We start from the raw sequence: 16,826 nt of genomic DNA, 5'->3' as shown, positions 1-16,826 counted from the left end.
AGTTCGTCCCGATTGCTCGGAACAGACTGGTGGGTATTATTTTGTCCTCCGCAAGCGAGAGGCCTCTACCGGCACGAAAAGTTGCCAGATGAGAGAAAGCACATGTTTATTGTCGCCCTCCCGCTACTCCAGCGCCTGGGCCAAATCGGCCAACAGTTCCTCCACCGGCTCAATTCCCACGCTCAGCCGCACCAGCCCTACGGTGATGCCCAGTTCCGCCCGCTGCGCATCAGTCAAAGCCCGGTGCGAAGTATAAAGCGGGTGCGAGCACGACGAATCCACGCCTGCCAATGAGGGCGCAAACGGAAACCGCTGGCTGCGCTGCATAAAGCGGTTGACTACGGCCGTATCATCGGGCAAGCGCATCGAGAGCATCCCGCCGAAGCGGCCCGCGCCCTGGGTAGCAGCTAGCGCGTGCTGCGGGTGCGTGGCCAGGCCAGGGTAGTACACGACCTGCACGGCCGGATGCTGTTCCAGAAACCCGGCTATCAGCAGCGCATTTTCGCTGTGGGCGGCCACGCGCAGGCGCATGGTTTTCATGCCGCGCACGGCCAGCCAGCTCTCCATCGGGCTCAAAGTCAGGCCGAAAACCACGCCAATCTGGCGCAGGCGGCCCGCGTCTTCAGGTGTGGCGGCCACCACGGCGCCGGCTGTCACGTCGGAGTGGCCGGCTAGGTACTTGGTCACGCTGTGCAGCACGAGGTCGGCCCCGAAAGCCAGTGGCCGGGTGAGCACGGGGGTCGAAAACGTGTTATCGACTACCAGTTTCAGGCCGTGGCGGTGGCACTCCTCGGCGACGGCGCGCAGGTCCACTACGCGCAGCAGCGGGTTGCTCATCGTTTCGCAGAGCAGCAGTCGGGTCGTGGGCTGCACATAGGCCGCAAGGTCGTACAGGCTTTCAAAGGGCACATAGCTCACCGAAATACCCAGCCGCGACAGCTCCAAATTCAGCAGCGCCGCCGAGCCGCCGTAGATGTCGGCCGCGCACAGCACATGGTCGCCGGCCTGGCAATAGGTGAGTAGCGCCGCGAAGATGGCCGCCATGCCCGAGCCCGTAGCCACGGCCCCTGCGCCCTCTTCCCAGCGGTTCACGGCCTCGGCCAGCTCGTCGGAATTGGGGTTGCCGTTGCGTGAGTAGAGGTAGCGGCTGCCCGGCTCGTCGAAGTACTGCTGCACGGCATCCAGGTCTTCAAACTTGAAAACCGAAGTCTGGTAGATGGGCGTGATTTTGGGCTGGATATTGGTCATGAGGCTGGGTAGCAAGTATCACCCTGCGGTTTGCCAAAGGTAAGCCCCAGCACCGCCGGATTGCGTCAGGGATTGCGCGAGCCGGTGGCAGCGGCGTTTGCGTCCCGGTGCATCCGGTTTTCGCGCCGAAAGACCTCCATCAGTACCAGGAAATACGACACCAGCAGTGGTCCTACCACCAGCCCGATGAGCCCGAAAACTTCCACCCCCAGCACCAGCCCCACCAGCGTGACGAGCGGATGAATGTCGCCCATGCGCTTGGCCAACACGATACGCAGCAGGTTATCCACGTTGATAATCACGATAAAACCCACCAGCAGAATTCCGATGGCCTGGCCATTGTGCCCCTGTGAAAACTGGTAGAGTGCCGCCGGCCCCCACACCAAAGGCGTGCCCAGCACCGGCAGAAACGCCATAAAAAAAGCTACCACGCCCCAAAACAACGAGTCGGGCACCCCAAAAATCCAAAGCGTCAGTCCCGTCAGAATGCTTTGCACCAAAGCGACCACTACCTGGCCCAGCACGTTGGCGTTCACGTTGTTTTTCAACGACTCGCCCAGCTCCTGCAACGTTTCGTTGCGAAACGGCAGGTAACGGTGCAGCCCCAGCAGAAAGTAGGTTTCCTGCATAAACATGTAGTACATCGTAAACAGCATCAGGCCCACAATCACCAGAAAGTTTAGGGCGCTGCTGGCCAGTGTAGGCAGCCAGCCACTCACCTTGGCTCCGGCTTGCAGCAGCAGCTGGCGCACATTCAGCTGTTCCGTAATCTTAAAGCCTACGGCTTTTTCTACCTTGTGCACCACGTCCAGAATCTGCTCGGGATTCTGCGCGAAGGCAATGAGCCGGTCGAGCAGCAAGGAGCTCAGCGCGTAGAAAGGCACCACCAGCACCACCACCGTCACCAGCAAAATGCCCACCGTCACCAGTCGCCGGCCCCAGCGCCGCCGGTGAACCAGCGCTATCCACCACGGCCGAAACACAACAAAGAGGATGCCCGCCGCCAGAAAAGCCGTCAGATACTGCGCCAACCCAAACACCATCAGCCCCACCAGGCCCAGCAGGGAAGCCACCAGCAGCACGTAGCGTTGCCGGGGTGTGTAGATATTTTCGACAGCTACAAAAGGGTTTAGCGGTTCTTTCATAAATCAGGCTGATAAGCACAACATCAGGCTATACGGCAAAACGGCAGGTTCGCCACCTGCCTGCGCACAAAAAAAGCCGTTCCTGCTGAACAGGAACGGCTTTCTCATAGTACTTAGCGGTGTAAGGCCTTAGGCCACGGCGCCTTCGGCCAGCACTATCACGTTGTTGCGCAGCACTTCCACCACGCCGCCTTCGATGCGGATAACCTCGCGGCCACCGGCACCACCAGTCAGCGTCACGTCGCCGGCTTTAAGGGCGGCGATGAGCGGGGCGTGGTTGTTCAGCACTTCAAACGAGCCATCGGCTCCCGGAAATTGGGCCGAAGTCACTTCGCCTTCGAACACCTTGCGGTCGGGGGTAATGATTTCTAGGTGCATTTCTTAGTTGTCAGTTGTTCGTTGTCAGTTGTTAGGCTTCAGCAGCTCGTTGCCGTGCCAGCAATGCTAACAACTGACAACGAGCAACTGACAACTAAAACTATTTCGCTTCGGCAATCAGGCGCTCGCCTTTGGCCACGGCATCCTCAATGTTACCCACGAGGTTGAACGCCGCCTCGGGCAGGTGGTCGTGCTTACCGTCGATGATTTCGTTGAAGCCTTTGATGGTGTCCTTAATGTCAACGAGTACGCCTTTGAGGCCGGTGAACTGCTCGGCCACGAAGAAGGGCTGCGACAGAAAACGCTGCACGCGACGGGCGCGGTTTACCACCTGCTTGTCCTCTTCGGAGAGTTCGTCCATACCCAAGATGGCGATGATGTCCTGGAGCTCCTTGTAACGCTGGAGCAGCTCTTTCACGCGCTGAGCGGTGTTGTAGTGGTCAGCACCGAGCACGTCGGCCGACAGGATGCGCGAGGTCGAGTCCAGCGGGTCAACGGCCGGGTAGATGCCCAGCTCGGCGATTTTGCGGCTCAGTACCGTCGTGGCATCCAAGTGGGCAAACGTGTTGGCCGGGGCCGGGTCAGTCAAGTCATCCGCAGGTACATAAACAGCCTGTACCGAAGTGATAGAACCGCGCTTCGTCGAGGTAATGCGCTCCTGCATAGCACCCATCTCGGTAGCCAGCGTGGGCTGGTAACCTACGGCCGAAGGCATCCGGCCCAGCAGAGCCGATACTTCCGAGCCCGCCTGCGTGAAGCGGAAAATGTTGTCGATGAAGAACAGGATGTCGCGGCCGGCACCGGTGCCGTCGCCGTCGCGGAAGCTCTCGGCAATGGTCAGACCCGACAGGGCCACGCGGGCGCGGGCTCCGGGGGGCTCGTTCATCTGGCCGAACACGAGGGTAGCCTGCGATTTTTCCATCGCCGCCATGTCCACCTTGCTCAGGTCCCAGCCACCTTCTTCCATCGAATGCTTGAAGGCATCGCCGTACAGAATGATGTTGGACTCAATGAATTCGCGCAGCAAGTCGTTGCCCTCACGGGTACGCTCGCCCACGCCGGCAAACACCGACAGGCCTTCGTAGGCCTTGGCCACGTTGTTGATAAGCTCCTGAATCAGTACGGTTTTGCCTACGCCGGCACCACCGAACAGACCAATCTTGCCACCCTTTACATAAGGAGCCAGCAAGTCGATAACCTTGATGCCGGTGAAGAATACTTCCGACGACGTAGCCAGTTCCTCAAACGCGGGAGCGTTGCGGTGAATAGACAAACGCTCGCCGCTCTTGGGCTGCGGAATGCCGTCGATGGCCTGGCCAATAACGTTGAACAGACGGCCTTTCACGCCGTCGCCGGTGGGCATCGAGATGGGCGCGCCCAGGTCGCGCACTTCAGCGCCGCGGGCCAGGCCCTCGGTCGAGTCCATGGCAATGGTCCGAACCCGGTCCTCGCCCAAGTGCTGCTGGCACTCCAGTACCACCACTTGGCCATTCTCTTTGGTTACTTCGAGGGCGTCGAGGATGTTGGGCAGCTTCGTGTTTTCACCCGCGAAGCTTACGTCAACGACGGGTCCGATGACCTGGGTGATTTTGCCGGTATTGGCCATTTGGTTGTATTTATGATGAAGTTTATGCGGTTTTCAGGCCGCAAAATTACGGCAGAAGCGCGGGTTTTCCAACCATAACGTTTGCGCAGCTGGATGCGGCAAGTCCGTTGCGGGCAATGCTCTAGCTGGTGAAAATCAGGCACAAATGATGCTTGAGCCGTTTTTCGAGCCGGAATCACCTATTTTTTTCTCCATTTTTTTTCAACAAAACCTTGCCCCAAATTTTTCTCTTACTACATTTGCACTCCCAAACGGCACGTAGCCCAATGGGAAATTGTCCGATGGTGTAACTGGCAACACGCTTGATTTTGATTCAAGAAAGTCCAGGTTCGAGCCCTGGTCGGACAACGACAAAGCTCGAGTAAACTGAAAAAGGCGCTGGCTTCTCCAATATCCGGAGTGGTCAGCGCCTTTCTCTTTTCTACCTTGTGCGGTAAGCCTTCGCTTGCTGTGTCGTGCGCAGTGTCGTGCGCAGCTAATTCATTCATCGGCGAGCGAAAGCTTACCGCACAAAATCAGCACCTTCCCCTATGAAACAGGTCAAAATATTCGCCGGTAGCGCCTCGCGTGCTCTCGCCGAAAATATTGCTGCCGCCTACGGCACCACCCTCGGCGACCTCAGCCTCCAGCGCTTCGCCGATACCGAAATGGGTCCCAGCTTCAACGAAAGCGTGCGCGGCTGCGAGGTGTTCCTCGTGCAGAGCACCTGCCCGCCCGCCGAACACCTCATGGAGCTCATGCTGATGGTGGACGCCGCCAAGCGCGCCTCGGCCCACAAAGTCGTCATCGTGATGCCCTACATGGGCTACGCCCGGCAAGACCGCAAGGACAAGCCCCGCGTGAGCATCGGCGCCAAAGTAGTGGCCAACATCATCCAGAGCGTGGGCACCGACCGCCTGATGACCTGCGACCTGCACGCCGGCCAAATCCAGGGCTTCTTCGATATTCCCGTCGACCACTTGGACGGCGCCACCGTGCTGGCCCCCTACATCAAGTCGCTGAACCTTGAAAACCTAATTTTTGCCTCGCCCGACGTAGGTGGGGTGGTGCGCACCCGCGCCTTCGCCAAAAAGTTCGGGGCCGAAATTGTGGTCTGCGACAAGATGCGCCTACGGGCCAACGAAATTGCCTCGATGCAGGTAATTGGTGACGTGAAGGGCATGGACGTGGTGTTTGTGGACGACATGGTGGACACGGCCGGCACCATCTGCAAAGCCGCCGACCTGGTGATGGAACGCGGCGCCAACTCGGTGCGCGCCGTCATCACGCACCCGCTGCTGAGCGGCCCAGCCCACGAGCGCATCCGCGCCTCGCAGCTCACCGAGCTGATTACGACCGACACCATTCCGCTGCGCGAGGAGAACGACAAAATCCGGGTGATTTCGCTGGCCCCGCTTTTTGCGGCCGCCATTCGCAACGTGGTAACGCACGAGAGCATCAGTTCGCTGTTCGTGTAGCCCTGTATCCGCTGCATGTTTAGCGTATAGTCAATACTGGGCGACCTACTCATTACAGTACTCCTTTGGGCCGCAGGCAATATTTTTATTTTTCTTGGTGAAATGGCTGGTGCAGCGCCTGCTCGGAAATACACCGCTGCTGGGAAGTCGGGTCATCCTTTCATTTCTGGTATTAGTCGGCCTCGGAATAAGTACTGCCTATGCCTATTGGGTGGTCATTTGCGTTTGTGTCGGGCTTGGGCTGGAAGAGGATGGCAAGAAACGGCAGGCAACTACCCACGAGCCGTTATTAGGCAGTTTGGTTTTGCCACCCCAGACTCCTACCTTTGCGGCCCGTTTCGGCTAAGTTGTCGGGCCGGTAATTCATTCCAAACCAATTGTTTTTATGAAAAGCCTCGAGATTGTAGGGTTTAAAAGAGCGAATCTCGGTAAAACGGACGCCAAGGCATTGCGCCTCGACGCTCAAGTACCGTGCGTATTGTATGGCGGCAAAGACACCGTGCACTTCTCCGTGCCCGCTATCCTGTTCCGCGAATTGTTGTACACGCCGGAGGCTCACATTGTGGACCTGAACGTGGAAGGCACCATGTACAAGGCCATTGTGCAGGACGCCCAGTTCCACCCCGTAAACGAAATGCTCCTCCACGTTGACTTCCTGGAATTGGAAGAAGACAAAGAGGTGAAGATGGATATCCCCGTGAAGTACGTAGGCGTTTCGCCGGGCGTATTGGCCGGTGGCAAGCTGGTGAGCAAGCTGCGCAAAGTGCGCGTGCGCGCTACCATGGACAACCTCCCCGACTACGTGGAAGTGAACATCAGCGGCATGGAACTGGGCAAATCCATCAAGGTAGGTGCCGTGACGCCGAAAGGCTACACCATCCTGACCAACACCGAGGCTCCGATTGCCACCATCACCATCCCGCGTGCGCTGAAAGGCGAAATGGCCGGCAACAAGTAATTCTGAACCGCAGATTTAACGGATTAAACGGATTGCACCAATTCTTTCATCTGTTAATTTGTGCTTCAACCAAAAAGCCGCTCCAATTTTGGGGCGGCTTTTTATTTGCGCTGTGAAAATTACGCGCTTCGCTGCATCAAGTGGCAGCAGCTTCTGAGCATTGACGCCAGGAGCTGTGCAATCCGTTTAATCCGTTTAATCTGCGGTTCAGATGAAATTTTTGGTTCTTTGCCTGGGCAATATTGGCCCCGAATACGCCGAAACGCGCCACAACATCGGCTTCATGGTAGCCGACTACCTGGCCGCCAAATTCGACGCGCCGCGCTTCGAAATCGGCCGTCATGCCTTTACAACTGAGTTTAAGCACAAAGGCCACACGTACGTGCTGGTGAAACCTACTACTTACATGAACCTGAGCGGCAAAGCGGCGGCCCACTGGCTGGCTACGCTTAAAATTCCGGTCGAAAACATGGTGGTCGTGACCGACGACCTCGCCCTGCCCTTCGGCAAATTGCGGCTGAAAGGCCAGGGCTCGGCCGGCGGGCACAACGGGCTGAAGGATATTCAGGCTACGCTCGGCACCGATGTGTATGCGCGGCTACGCTTCGGTGTGGATGCTAATTTTCCCAAAGGCCGGCAGGTAGATTATGTGCTTAATCCGTTTTCGGCCGAGGAATTAATTGAACTGCCCACCCGAATTGAAAAGACGGGCGAAGCCGTTTTAGCTTTTGGCGCCATGGGGTTGGAACGGGCCATGAATATTGTCAACGTGAAGTAGGCACATATCTGAAGAAAAAAGGCCGTCATGCTGAGCGCAGCCGAAGCATCTCTACCGCGCAAGTAATTAGTTACTGCTGCGGTAGAGATGCTTCGGCTGCGCTCAGCATGACGGCCTTTCGATTATTTATTCTGAGGCCGTTTACGCCACACTGCTGCCGTTGCGCACAGGCACGCTGGGCTGCATCAGCGCCAGACTACCGTCCGCATTTTCGGCCATTAGCAGCATGCCCTGGCTCTTGATGCCTTTGATTTCGCGGGGCGCGAGATTGAGCAATACCTGCACCTGCTGGCCAATCAGGGCTTCAGGGATGAAGTATTCGGCAATGCCGCTCACGATGGTGCGTTCCTCCAAGCCCAGGTCGACGGTGAGTTTGAGTAGCTTTTTGGTTTTGGCCACTTTCTCGGCGGCAGTTATGGTGCCAATGCGCAAATCCATCTGCCCAAAATCATCAAACGAAACATCGTCTTTGGCCGGCGTGACCGGCGTGTTGGCCAACTGGTTTTCCTTTTTGGTATCAAGCAATTTCTGCACCTGGGTTTCGACCACAGCATCTTCAATTTTGGCGAAGAGCAATGCAGCTTCTTGCAACTGATGACCGGCCGCAAGAGCATCCGGACGGCCCGCGCTGGTCCAATTACCCAATTCGATATTGAGCATGGCGGCCAGTTTCTGCGCCGATTCGGGCAGGAAAGGCTCTAGTAGCGGAGCCAGAGCTGCCGCGATTTGCAGCGACACATTCAGCACCGTTCCGGTGCGAACAGCATCGGTTTTGATGAGGTGCCAGGGCTGGGTTTCGGCCAGGTATTTATTGCCGAGGCGCGCTAGGTTAATGACTTCGGCCAGCGCATCGCGGAAGCGGTAATTTTCAATCAATTCGCCAACTTTCGCCGGAAACTCGGACAGTTGCGCGAATGCATCCTGTTCGATGGGCGTTAATTCGCCCAATTCCGGTACTTTGCCTTCGAAGAATTTGTGCGTGAGCACAGCGGCCCGGTTCACAAAATTGCCGAGTGTAGCAACCAATTCGTTGTTGTTGCGCGCCTGAAAATCTTTCCAGGTAAAATCGTTGTCTTTGGTTTCGGGCGCGTTGGCGCACAGCACGTAGCGCAACACATCGGCCTGGCCGGGGAAATCGGCGAGGTATTCGTGCAGCCACACCGCCCAGTTGCGCGAGGTACTGATTTTATCGCCTTCCAGGTTCAGGAATTCATTGGCCGGCACGTTATCCGGCAGAATAAACTCGCCGTGTGCTTTCAGCATTACCGGAAAAATAATGCAGTGAAAAACGATGTTGTCCTTGCCAATAAAATGCACCAGTTTGGACCCGGCATCTTTCCAATACAATTCCCACTCATGGGGGAAAGCTTCTTTGGTAGCGGAAATGTAGCCAATGGGCGCATCAAACCACACGTAGAGCACTTTACCTTCGGCACCGGGCACCGGTACGGGTACGCCCCAATCCAGGTCGCGGGTTACGGCGCGGGGGTGCAGGCCCTGGTCAATCCAGGATTTGCACTGGCCGTACACGTTGGTTTTCCAGTCGCTTTTGTGGCCTTCAATTATCCATTCGCGCAGCCAGGGTTCGTATTGGTCGAGCGGCAAAAACCAGTGCTTGGTATCGCGCAAAACCGGCTGCGCACCGCTGAGCATGGAACGCGGATTAATTAATTCCGTGGGGCTGAGCGAAGTGCCGCAGCGCTCGCACTGGTCACCGTAGGCATTTTCGTTGCCGCAATTGGGGCAGGTGCCCACAATGTAGCGGTCGGCTAGAAATTGCTGAGCCTTTTCGTCGAAATATTGCTGCGTGGTTTGCTCAATAAATTGCCCGGCGTCGTTCAGTTTCGTAAAAAACCCACTCGAAACCTCGGCATGAGTGGCCGACGACGTGCGCGAATACACATCGAACGACACGTTGAAATCTTTAAACGAGTCGCGAATCAGGGCGTGGTATTTATCGACGACCTGCTGCGGCGTCACGCCTTCTTTTTGGGCCCGAATGGTGATTGGAACGCCGTGTTCGTCGGAGCCGCAAATAAATTTTACGTCGCGGCCGGCCGAGCGAAGGTACCGCACATAAATATCAGCCGGTAAGTAAACACCCGCTAAATGGCCAATGTGAACCGGGCCGTTGGCGTAGGGCAATGCAGCGGTAACAGTGTAACGCTCAGGAAGAACAGACATATAAAACAGGAGAAATTGCAAATAAATAATGGCGGCATTCTCAGGCGAGCGTACCAGCAATTATTATGGCCTGCAAAGGAACAACGAAAAAAAACGCCGATTTAAATCAACAAAAAAACTTAGCAAACCGTTTGACTCTTAATTCATTTATATTTGAGCGCGTCTGAATTCTGACGTATTGCGCAAACCGGCTATTTCCCCTCCCTTTTTCACCTTTCAATAACAGTTTTTCACATGAAAAAACCTGCTTCTCCGGTTCAAACGGAAAAACGCGCGAAACGCACACCGGAAGAAAAAGCGGCGCGCAAATCGGCAAAAAAAACCAGCCGCGCTACTTCGGAACTCACCGATGACCGCGCCAGCAAAAAGGCCAGTCAGAAGAAGACGCTGAAATCGGCGGCCAAGCAATTGCAAAAGGAGCTGAACAACCGCATGAACGAAGTGGTGACTCGCATCCGCAAAGAAACGAAGGCCAAGCTGAAGGAAGTGGTGAAAGAGGCAACGCGCCGGTTGGATAGCGACACGGAGCGCATGTTTGAGCAGGCCCTGCACACCATCGTACGGCACTACGACTCCGTTTCTGGTGGCACCGACGCTGGTACCGATGGCACGCCTGAAACCAGCACCAACGGCAAGGGTTCTCGCAACAACAGCAAAAATGGGCAAACGTTGAACAAGGATGGTACGCCCCGCAAAGTGCGCGCCATCGCCTCCGAAGATGCCTCAGCCGACACTGCTGCTTCGGCTGCTAAGCGTGGCCGCAAGCCCGGTAGCGGCACCAAAGCCAAGCCCGCTGCCGGCGCACGCCGCGGCTCCAAGCCCGCCGCCGCGCCCGGTACTGCGGCAGCAACAGCTGCCAAGCGTGGGCCCAAGCCCCGCCCCCAGGCCCCCACTCCCGCCCCCGAACCCGAAGCTACCGGCTTGCTGAACTCGGCCGATAGTGCCAGCACCGGCGAGGTAAGCGAATAGCTCGTCACAAGGGGCCTGCCTCATACTCAAAGAAAAAGCCCGCTTCCGGTTTGCCGGGGCGGGCTTTTGCATGGGCAAAGGCGTCTGTTTTAGCGATGGGAAGTATCGGCGGGAACGGGCGGGGCATAGTTCAGGCGCTGGAGCCGGGTTTCGGGCGACGCATTATTGGGGTCGTCGGTGTTCACGTTTTCAATGCGCTTTTGGCGGTTGATGTCGGCCGCTTGCTCGCCGAGACGCACGCGGTTGGGCGTAGCATCGGGCACAGGGTAGCCTTGGCTGGTGCCGGTGCCATTGCTGTTGTAGATGGCGCGGCGGTCAGCGTCGGTACGCACTTGGGTGGGGACAGTGGTAGGCGCGGAGGTTTCCACATTTTGCTCTGATACCGAGCAGGCGCCCAACAGCGCGGCCCCGGCCACCGCCCACAAATGAGCGGGGAAAAATCGAAAATTCAGCATGACCAATGAAAAACAGGCAGCCGAGAATCGACTGCCTGCTTCAAACGCGGATACCGACCCGGTGGTTGGCGCTTATACCAGCTCCGAACTCACCTTGACGGGCTTGATGCCGTCCCAGAGTGCCATGCGGGCTTCCAGGCACCGAATGGTGACCTGCTGGGCCTCTAGCCACCGCTCGGGGCTTTCGCCGCACAGCTCGCGCACCATTTGCTGGGCCAGCGGAGCATGCACTTCCTCGTCCAGCTCGATGTGGCGGTCAAGGTAATACGTGAAGGTGTCGAGCTGGCCGGGAAAGCGGTTGCGCAGCTCGCCCACCAGCTGCCGAAACATGGCCGGAATCAGGTCTTCGCGGCCAAAAGTGAAAGCGGCCGCTACGGCGTGAGGCCGGTCGGAATGGATGATGCTGAACGTGGTTTCGACAAACTGCCGCACTGAATCAGGCGCTTGGGCTTCGTCCAGGGCCTGGGCCGTGGTGCGGCCGGCGGCCACCGCGGCTAGCAACCGGCGAATGGGCGCCGTGTCGGCCCCACACTCATCCATGGCGCGCACATACAACTCGAAATGGCTGGTTGGCTGGCCCTGGGGGTCGACATCCGTTTCTTCTTCCAGCACGATTTCGTTGATGAGGCGTCGGGTGGCGGGGTTGGCGCTTGGTACCCACGGCACCTGCACGCAGGTGAGCTCGCGCTGCAAGGCCTTCAGCAGCGACATGAAATCCCACACCGCAAAAACATGGTGTTCCATAAACCGCCGCAAATCGGCCAGCGTGCGCAGACGGTAGTACAGGCCGTTGTTGAGCAACAGTTGGCGAGTAGGCTCCACAGCTTGCTGTAGGTAGCCAATGGGGTCAGAAGTCGTTTTCATAGAAGGAAGTTAAGTATAAATATTTAAATGTATACTCAGATGAGCTTTTGGCCCGATTGACCGAATGCTTGCCAACACCAACGAAAAAGCCCTTCGGCTTGGATTTCCGAAGGGCTGACATTTGTGAATTTTCCTAGAATAATACAGCTTGTTCTACTTTTTCTGCTCAAACACCAACGCATTGCCATCCATGCAGTAGCGCTGGCCGGTAGGCTTGGGGCCGTCGTCGAAAACGTGGCCGAGGTGGCCGCCGCATTTGGCGCACACAATCTCGTCGCGGCTCATGCCGAAGCTGTTGTCAGAGGCAATTTTGACGCTGGTATTCGTGGCTGGTGCGTAGAAGCTGGGCCAGCCGGTGCCCGACTCAAACTTGGTGTCGGAGGTGAAGAGCAGGTTATGGTCGGCGGCGCAGTAGTAGTTGCCAGCGGCGTGGTTGTCGTGGTATTTTCCGGTAAAAGGCCGTTCAGTGCCCTGCTCGCGCAGGATGTAGAACTGGTCGGGCGTGAGGAGTTTTTTCCATTCGGCCTCGGTGTGGCGCACCGGAAATTCATCGGGCTTGCCGGTCACGGGCTGGGGCTGGAAATAGGTTTTGCCGGCCACGGTGCGCGGCGGGCGGGGTGCGGCGTTCGCGGCCACGTCGCGCTTCTGCGAGCAAGCCGAATTGAGCGAAAGCACCGAAACCAGAAGAAAGAGCAGGGGAAAACGCATGGCGAAGGTTGGGTTGAAGAGTATGTGACCAACATACGGCGGCGGTGCCCCGTTCGGTCGGCGGGGTAGACGCATAATCGTCGGGAACCTTACGCCCCAGCTAACCGATTTAGGGCGACACGCTTGGCTGTCGCGAGGGCATCTCGGCGGCTTACCCCGGCCGGCCGCGTGTTAATAGTTGAGTACCACAAGGCTTTGCGCCTTTTTATCCGTACCTTTGCACCCGCAAAACCAACCCATATGGCCCAGAATATTCGGAACATTGCCATCATCGCTCACGTTGACCACGGCAAGACAACTTTGGTGGATAAGATTATCCACGCATCCAAAATTTTCGACGCGCACCAGCACTTCGACGACCTCATCCTCGATAACAATGACTTGGAGCGCGAGCGCGGCATTACCATCGTTTCCAAGAACGTATCCGTTCGGTATAAAGACGTTAAAATCAACATCATCGACACCCCTGGTCACGCCGACTTCGGCGGTGAGGTAGAGCGCGTGTTGAAGCTGGCCGACGGCGTACTGCTGCTCGTGGATGCCTTCGAAGGCGCCATGCCGCAGACCCGCTTCGTGCTCGGCAAAGCCATCGACTTGGGCCTGAAGCCCATTGTGGTGGTGAACAAAGTGGACAAGGAAAACTGCCGCCCCGACGAGGTGCACGAGCAGGTATTCGACCTCATGTTCAACCTCGGCGCGTCGGAAGACCAGCTCGATTTCGTGACTTTGTACGGCTCCTCGAAGCAGGGCTGGATGAGCACCGACTGGAAAGTCAAAACCGACAACATCACCCCGCTGCTCGACGCCGTGCTGGCCTCGATTCCGCCCGCGCCGACCCTGGAAGGCACGCCCCAGATGCAGATTACCTCGCTCGACTATTCGTCGTTTGTGGGCCGTATCGCCATCGGCCGGGTGCACCGCGGTACGCTGCGCGAAGGCGCCAACATGAGCCTGATGAAGGCCGATGGCAGCATTAAAAAAGTAAAAATCCGCGAGCTGCATGTATTTGAAGGCCTTGGCCGCAACAAGGTTTCGGAAGTGAGCAGCGGCGAAATCTGCGCCGTGTCGGGCATCGAAGGCTTCGATATTGGTGATACGCTGGCCGATGCTGACAACCCCGAGCAACTGGAGCGCATCAGCATCGACGAGCCGACGATGAATATGCTGTTCACCATCAACAACTCGCCGTTCTTCGGCAAGGAAGGCAAGTTTGTAACGTCGCGTCACTTGCGCGACCGTCTGTTCAAGGAGACTGAGAAAAATCTCGCCCTGCGCGTGGAGGCGACCGACAAAGAGGATACCTTCCTCGTGTTTGGTCGTGGTATTCTGCACTTGTCGGTACTGATTGAAACCATGCGCCGCGAAGGCTACGAGCTGCAGGTGGGCCAGCCCCAGGTGCTGTTCAAGGAAGACGACAACGGCAAGCGCTTGGAGCCAATTGAATTGCTGGTGGTGGACGTGCCCGAAGAATCGGCCGGTAAGGTGATTGAGCTGGTGAGCATGCGCAAAGGCGAAATGACCATCATGGAGCCCAAGGGCGACCTGCAGCACCTGGAGTTCAACATCCCGTCGCGCGGCCTGATTGGCCTGCGTAACAACGTGCTGACTGCCACCGGCGGCGAGGCCATCATGAACCACCGCTTCGTGGATTATGAGGAGCACAAAGGCACCATCCCCGGCCGCATTGCGGGTTCGCTGATTTCGCTGGAAACCGGCCCCGGCACGGCTTACACCATCGACAAGATGCAGGACCGTGGCTCGTTCTTCGTGGACCCGGGCGAGGAAGTATATGCTGGTCAGGTAATCGGCGAGCACACCCGCCCGAACGACCTGACCATTAACATCCAGAAAGGCAAGAAGCTGACTAACATGCGCGCTTCGGGCACGGATGACAACGCCAAGATTGTTCCCAAGCGCCAGTTCTCGCTGGAAGAAGCCATGGAATATATCCAGAAGGATGAGTACCTGGAGGTGACACCGAAGTCGATTCGGATGCGCAAGATTCTGCTCGACGAAAACGAGCGTCTGCGCTACGCCAAACAGGCTGACTAATTATTCTGAATAAATGATTTTGAAGAGGGCGCGGCTTTGGTCGCGCCCTTTTTCATTTCAGGCGGGGAAACGCAGGTGGTGAAAAGCGCGTTTCCCAATCAGAAGTGATTGGTGTATTATCATTACGGAGCGTTTCGGGCGCGTTTGAGCAATGTTGGAAAAAACCGGTCAAATAGAGATTCATATCAGTGGGCGGCAGGGTGCTTTTGCACTCTCGCCCGCTACGTATGACGTGAAACATGTGCTGGCCACGCTCCAGCACGTGGAAGGACTTTTGTTTGGCAGTTCGAAGCGGGAACGGCCCTTGGTTTCCTATGAAATCAAGGACGGTTCAGTGCGGCATCTGCTGACGACGGCGTTGCAAACGGTGATTGGGTTCAACGCTATTTTGCAGGTAGTACAGACGCAGGGTGACCTTGATTTTTTGCAGCCTGACACGGCGAAGGCGATAGAATACTTCCAGGCGGAGGCCCGACAGCACGACTTTCAATTTGAAATCAAAACCTCACTAGCCGATGCCAGTACGCTGGTTATCGATGCCACGACGCATTACGAGCGCACGGCGGTGACCTGGGTTGATGCGGAATTCTATTTCTATGGCCGCATCACGGACATGGGCGGTTCAACCCGGCCCAACATTCATTTGCAAACGGCCGAGGCTGGCACAGTGGTTCTACAAACCACAAAGGAAGAGTTGAAGCGGATTGAAGGAAATCCCCTTTACCGCGACTATGGTGTGCGCGCCACCGGACAGCAGGACTTGCGAACGGGCGAAGTGAATCGCAACAACCTGCATTTCATCGAAATGATTGACTATGAAAGCCGGTATGATGAGCAGTATCTGGCAGCCTTACGGCGCAAGGCGACGAAGAATGACTGGCCACTGGATGCCGACGCTTGGTTGCGGGAATTGCGCGGATATGCTGAATAATCTATGCTGAATAAAAGCGTACTTCTCGAAACCAGCTTTTTCATTCGTTTGCTCAACCCAAACGACCCGCTGGCGCGGCAGGCAGAAGGCTATTTCCGTTATTTTCAGCAGGAACAGTACCCGATGCTTATTTCAACAGTAAGCATCGCGGAATTTTGCGTACGGGGCAACATCGACCAATTGCCCCTGAAAAACGTACGGATTTTGCCATTCAATACAATTCATGCGGTGCGAGCTGGAGAATTGGCGGCGGCAGTATTCGCAAATAAAGGGCGTAGCGTATTGCTTGACCGCACGATTATCCCCAACGACACCAAGCTATTTGCTCAAGCCGATAGCGAGGCATCGATTGGATATTATGTTACCTCCGATTCGGAAAGCGGGAAAGTGCATACTCTACTGCGGCAAGCAGGACAAAGTCCACGGTTTCAGTTCGTGGATTTGAAAACTCCTCATACAGAAGTATTCGGCACACTTGGGTTTTAACTGCCCGCCATCGTGTTGCAGCGCTACCTCACGAATAATATGAATCAAGAGAATCTGAGCTGCTTTGTGCAGCTCTTTACCCTGAATGATGCGGAGGCCACCCAGCGCGTGAGCGAGCGCCTGGCGCTGGCATTGCGCGACCCGGCCGCTTACCAAGAGCAGTTTGCCGAGGAACTGGCGGAGCGCGGCATCGTGACAGCGCTGCCAGCGCAGGAATTGCGCGATTTGGCACTGATTGATGCGCTACTGACGGAGGAACTGGTCTGGGAAAGCGACTGGAAAGACCGGGCCGCTGATTTGGTTTACGGCATCAATGAAACCTTGACGCAGCAACGCCGCGCCATCCAGCTAAATGAATCTTGTCAGGGCCGCGCACAAGTAACCGGCCCCGAAGCGCTTGATGTCGTGCAGGATATGGCCGAGCCAGCCGGCTTAGCAGTGGTGCTGTTCACGCTGGACAGCGACTCCTACGCCTTGAGCATAGTGGCCGATGCGCAGGTGGAAGAAGCCCGTAAATTGGCGAAAGAACTAGGGTTTGGCGTGACGATTTATTAGGCAGAAGCCGGTCGGTTACTTGCTCTTTTTCGTAGTAACTTAGTCTTTCACA

Annotated in this window: 17 protein-coding genes and 1 tRNA gene; 10 read left to right on the top strand and 8 right to left on the bottom strand. The window is 56.8% G+C overall.

Annotated elements, in window-relative coordinates:
• Positions 1-123: 123 nt before the first annotated feature.
• The 4 genes from JKL48_RS04665 to atpD form a co-directional block, all read right to left on the bottom strand.
• Positions 124-1,248 carry a trans-sulfuration enzyme family protein gene (locus tag JKL48_RS04665; RefSeq protein ID WP_201979215.1) on the bottom strand — a complete coding sequence of 375 codons (1,125 nt, stop codon included), beginning with the start codon at positions 1,246-1,248 and terminating at the stop codon, positions 124-126.
• Positions 1,249-1,313: 65 nt separating this feature from the next.
• Positions 1,314-2,393, bottom strand: coding sequence for an AI-2E family transporter (locus JKL48_RS04660; RefSeq protein ID WP_201979214.1), 1,080 nt, complete (start codon positions 2,391-2,393; stop codon positions 1,314-1,316).
• A gap of 129 nt (positions 2,394-2,522) precedes the next feature.
• Positions 2,523-2,771 carry an ATP synthase F1 subunit epsilon gene (gene atpC / locus JKL48_RS04655; RefSeq protein WP_201979212.1) on the bottom strand — a complete coding sequence of 83 codons (249 nt, stop codon included), beginning with the start codon at positions 2,769-2,771 and terminating at the stop codon, positions 2,523-2,525.
• Between the two features lie 100 nt (positions 2,772-2,871).
• Entirely contained in the window at positions 2,872-4,377 is a 1,506-nt protein-coding gene (gene atpD / locus JKL48_RS04650; RefSeq protein WP_201979210.1) for a F0F1 ATP synthase subunit beta, read from the bottom strand.
• A gap of 275 nt (positions 4,378-4,652) precedes the next feature.
• Here atpD and JKL48_RS04645 point away from each other — a divergent pair.
• From JKL48_RS04645 to pth, 5 genes are all read left to right on the top strand, one after another.
• Positions 4,653-4,725: transfer RNA gene (locus tag JKL48_RS04645), tRNA-Gln, on the top strand.
• 182 nt (positions 4,726-4,907) lie between these two features.
• Complete coding sequence (locus JKL48_RS04640; protein ID WP_201979208.1) at positions 4,908-5,834, top strand: ribose-phosphate pyrophosphokinase; 927 nt, start codon at positions 4,908-4,910, stop codon at positions 5,832-5,834.
• A gap of 94 nt (positions 5,835-5,928) precedes the next feature.
• On the top strand, positions 5,929-6,180 hold the full coding sequence (locus JKL48_RS04635; RefSeq protein WP_201979204.1) for a hypothetical protein: 252 nt from the start codon (positions 5,929-5,931) through the stop codon (positions 6,178-6,180).
• A 39-nt stretch (positions 6,181-6,219) separates the two neighbouring features.
• Complete coding sequence (locus JKL48_RS04630; RefSeq protein WP_201979202.1) at positions 6,220-6,792, top strand: 50S ribosomal protein L25/general stress protein Ctc; 573 nt, start codon at positions 6,220-6,222, stop codon at positions 6,790-6,792.
• A gap of 211 nt (positions 6,793-7,003) precedes the next feature.
• Positions 7,004-7,570: an aminoacyl-tRNA hydrolase gene (gene pth / locus JKL48_RS04625; RefSeq protein WP_201979199.1), complete on the top strand. Its 567-nt coding sequence runs from the start codon at positions 7,004-7,006 to the stop codon at positions 7,568-7,570.
• A 141-nt stretch (positions 7,571-7,711) separates the two neighbouring features.
• Here the strand turns inward: pth and metG are convergent, their stop codons facing one another.
• A complete protein-coding gene (gene metG / locus JKL48_RS04620; protein ID WP_201979196.1) occupies positions 7,712-9,754 on the bottom strand; it encodes a methionine--tRNA ligase in 2,043 nt (680 codons plus the stop codon).
• Between the two features lie 234 nt (positions 9,755-9,988).
• Between metG and JKL48_RS04615 the strand changes: the two genes are divergently transcribed.
• Entirely contained in the window at positions 9,989-10,723 is a 735-nt protein-coding gene (locus JKL48_RS04615; RefSeq protein ID WP_201979192.1) for a hypothetical protein, read from the top strand.
• Between the two features lie 89 nt (positions 10,724-10,812).
• Here the strand turns inward: JKL48_RS04615 and JKL48_RS04610 are convergent, their stop codons facing one another.
• The 3 genes from JKL48_RS04610 to msrB all read right to left on the bottom strand — a co-directional run bounded on the left by JKL48_RS04610 (position 10,813) and on the right by msrB (position 12,750).
• Positions 10,813-11,178 carry a hypothetical protein gene (locus JKL48_RS04610; protein WP_201979190.1) on the bottom strand — a complete coding sequence of 122 codons (366 nt, stop codon included), beginning with the start codon at positions 11,176-11,178 and terminating at the stop codon, positions 10,813-10,815.
• Between the two features lie 72 nt (positions 11,179-11,250).
• Positions 11,251-12,042, bottom strand: a complete 792-nt coding sequence (locus JKL48_RS04605; protein WP_201979188.1) for a DUF3050 domain-containing protein — start codon at positions 12,040-12,042, stop codon at positions 11,251-11,253.
• 153 nt (positions 12,043-12,195) lie between these two features.
• A complete protein-coding gene (gene msrB, locus JKL48_RS04600; protein ID WP_201979186.1) occupies positions 12,196-12,750 on the bottom strand; it encodes a peptide-methionine (R)-S-oxide reductase MsrB in 555 nt (184 codons plus the stop codon).
• A gap of 240 nt (positions 12,751-12,990) precedes the next feature.
• Between msrB and typA the strand changes: the two genes are divergently transcribed.
• The 4 genes from typA to JKL48_RS04580 all read left to right on the top strand — a co-directional run bounded on the left by typA (position 12,991) and on the right by JKL48_RS04580 (position 16,774).
• Complete coding sequence (typA, locus tag JKL48_RS04595) at positions 12,991-14,802, top strand: translational GTPase TypA (RefSeq protein ID WP_201979184.1); 1,812 nt, start codon at positions 12,991-12,993, stop codon at positions 14,800-14,802.
• Positions 14,803-14,953: 151 nt separating this feature from the next.
• Positions 14,954-15,733, top strand: a complete 780-nt coding sequence (locus tag JKL48_RS04590) for a hypothetical protein (protein WP_201979173.1) — start codon at positions 14,954-14,956, stop codon at positions 15,731-15,733.
• 3 nt (positions 15,734-15,736) lie between these two features.
• Entirely contained in the window at positions 15,737-16,219 is a 483-nt protein-coding gene (locus JKL48_RS04585; RefSeq protein ID WP_236668619.1) for a PIN domain-containing protein, read from the top strand.
• Between the two features lie 39 nt (positions 16,220-16,258).
• Positions 16,259-16,774: a DUF6630 family protein gene (locus JKL48_RS04580; protein WP_201979170.1), complete on the top strand. Its 516-nt coding sequence runs from the start codon at positions 16,259-16,261 to the stop codon at positions 16,772-16,774.
• The last annotated feature ends 52 nt before the right edge of the window (positions 16,775-16,826 follow it).

Source organism: Hymenobacter rubidus (genome assembly GCF_016734815.1).
Lineage (GTDB): Bacteria > Bacteroidota > Bacteroidia > Cytophagales > Hymenobacteraceae > Hymenobacter > Hymenobacter rubidus.
Note: the sequence above shows the minus strand (reverse complement) of the source record. Positions and strands in the feature narration are given on the sequence as shown.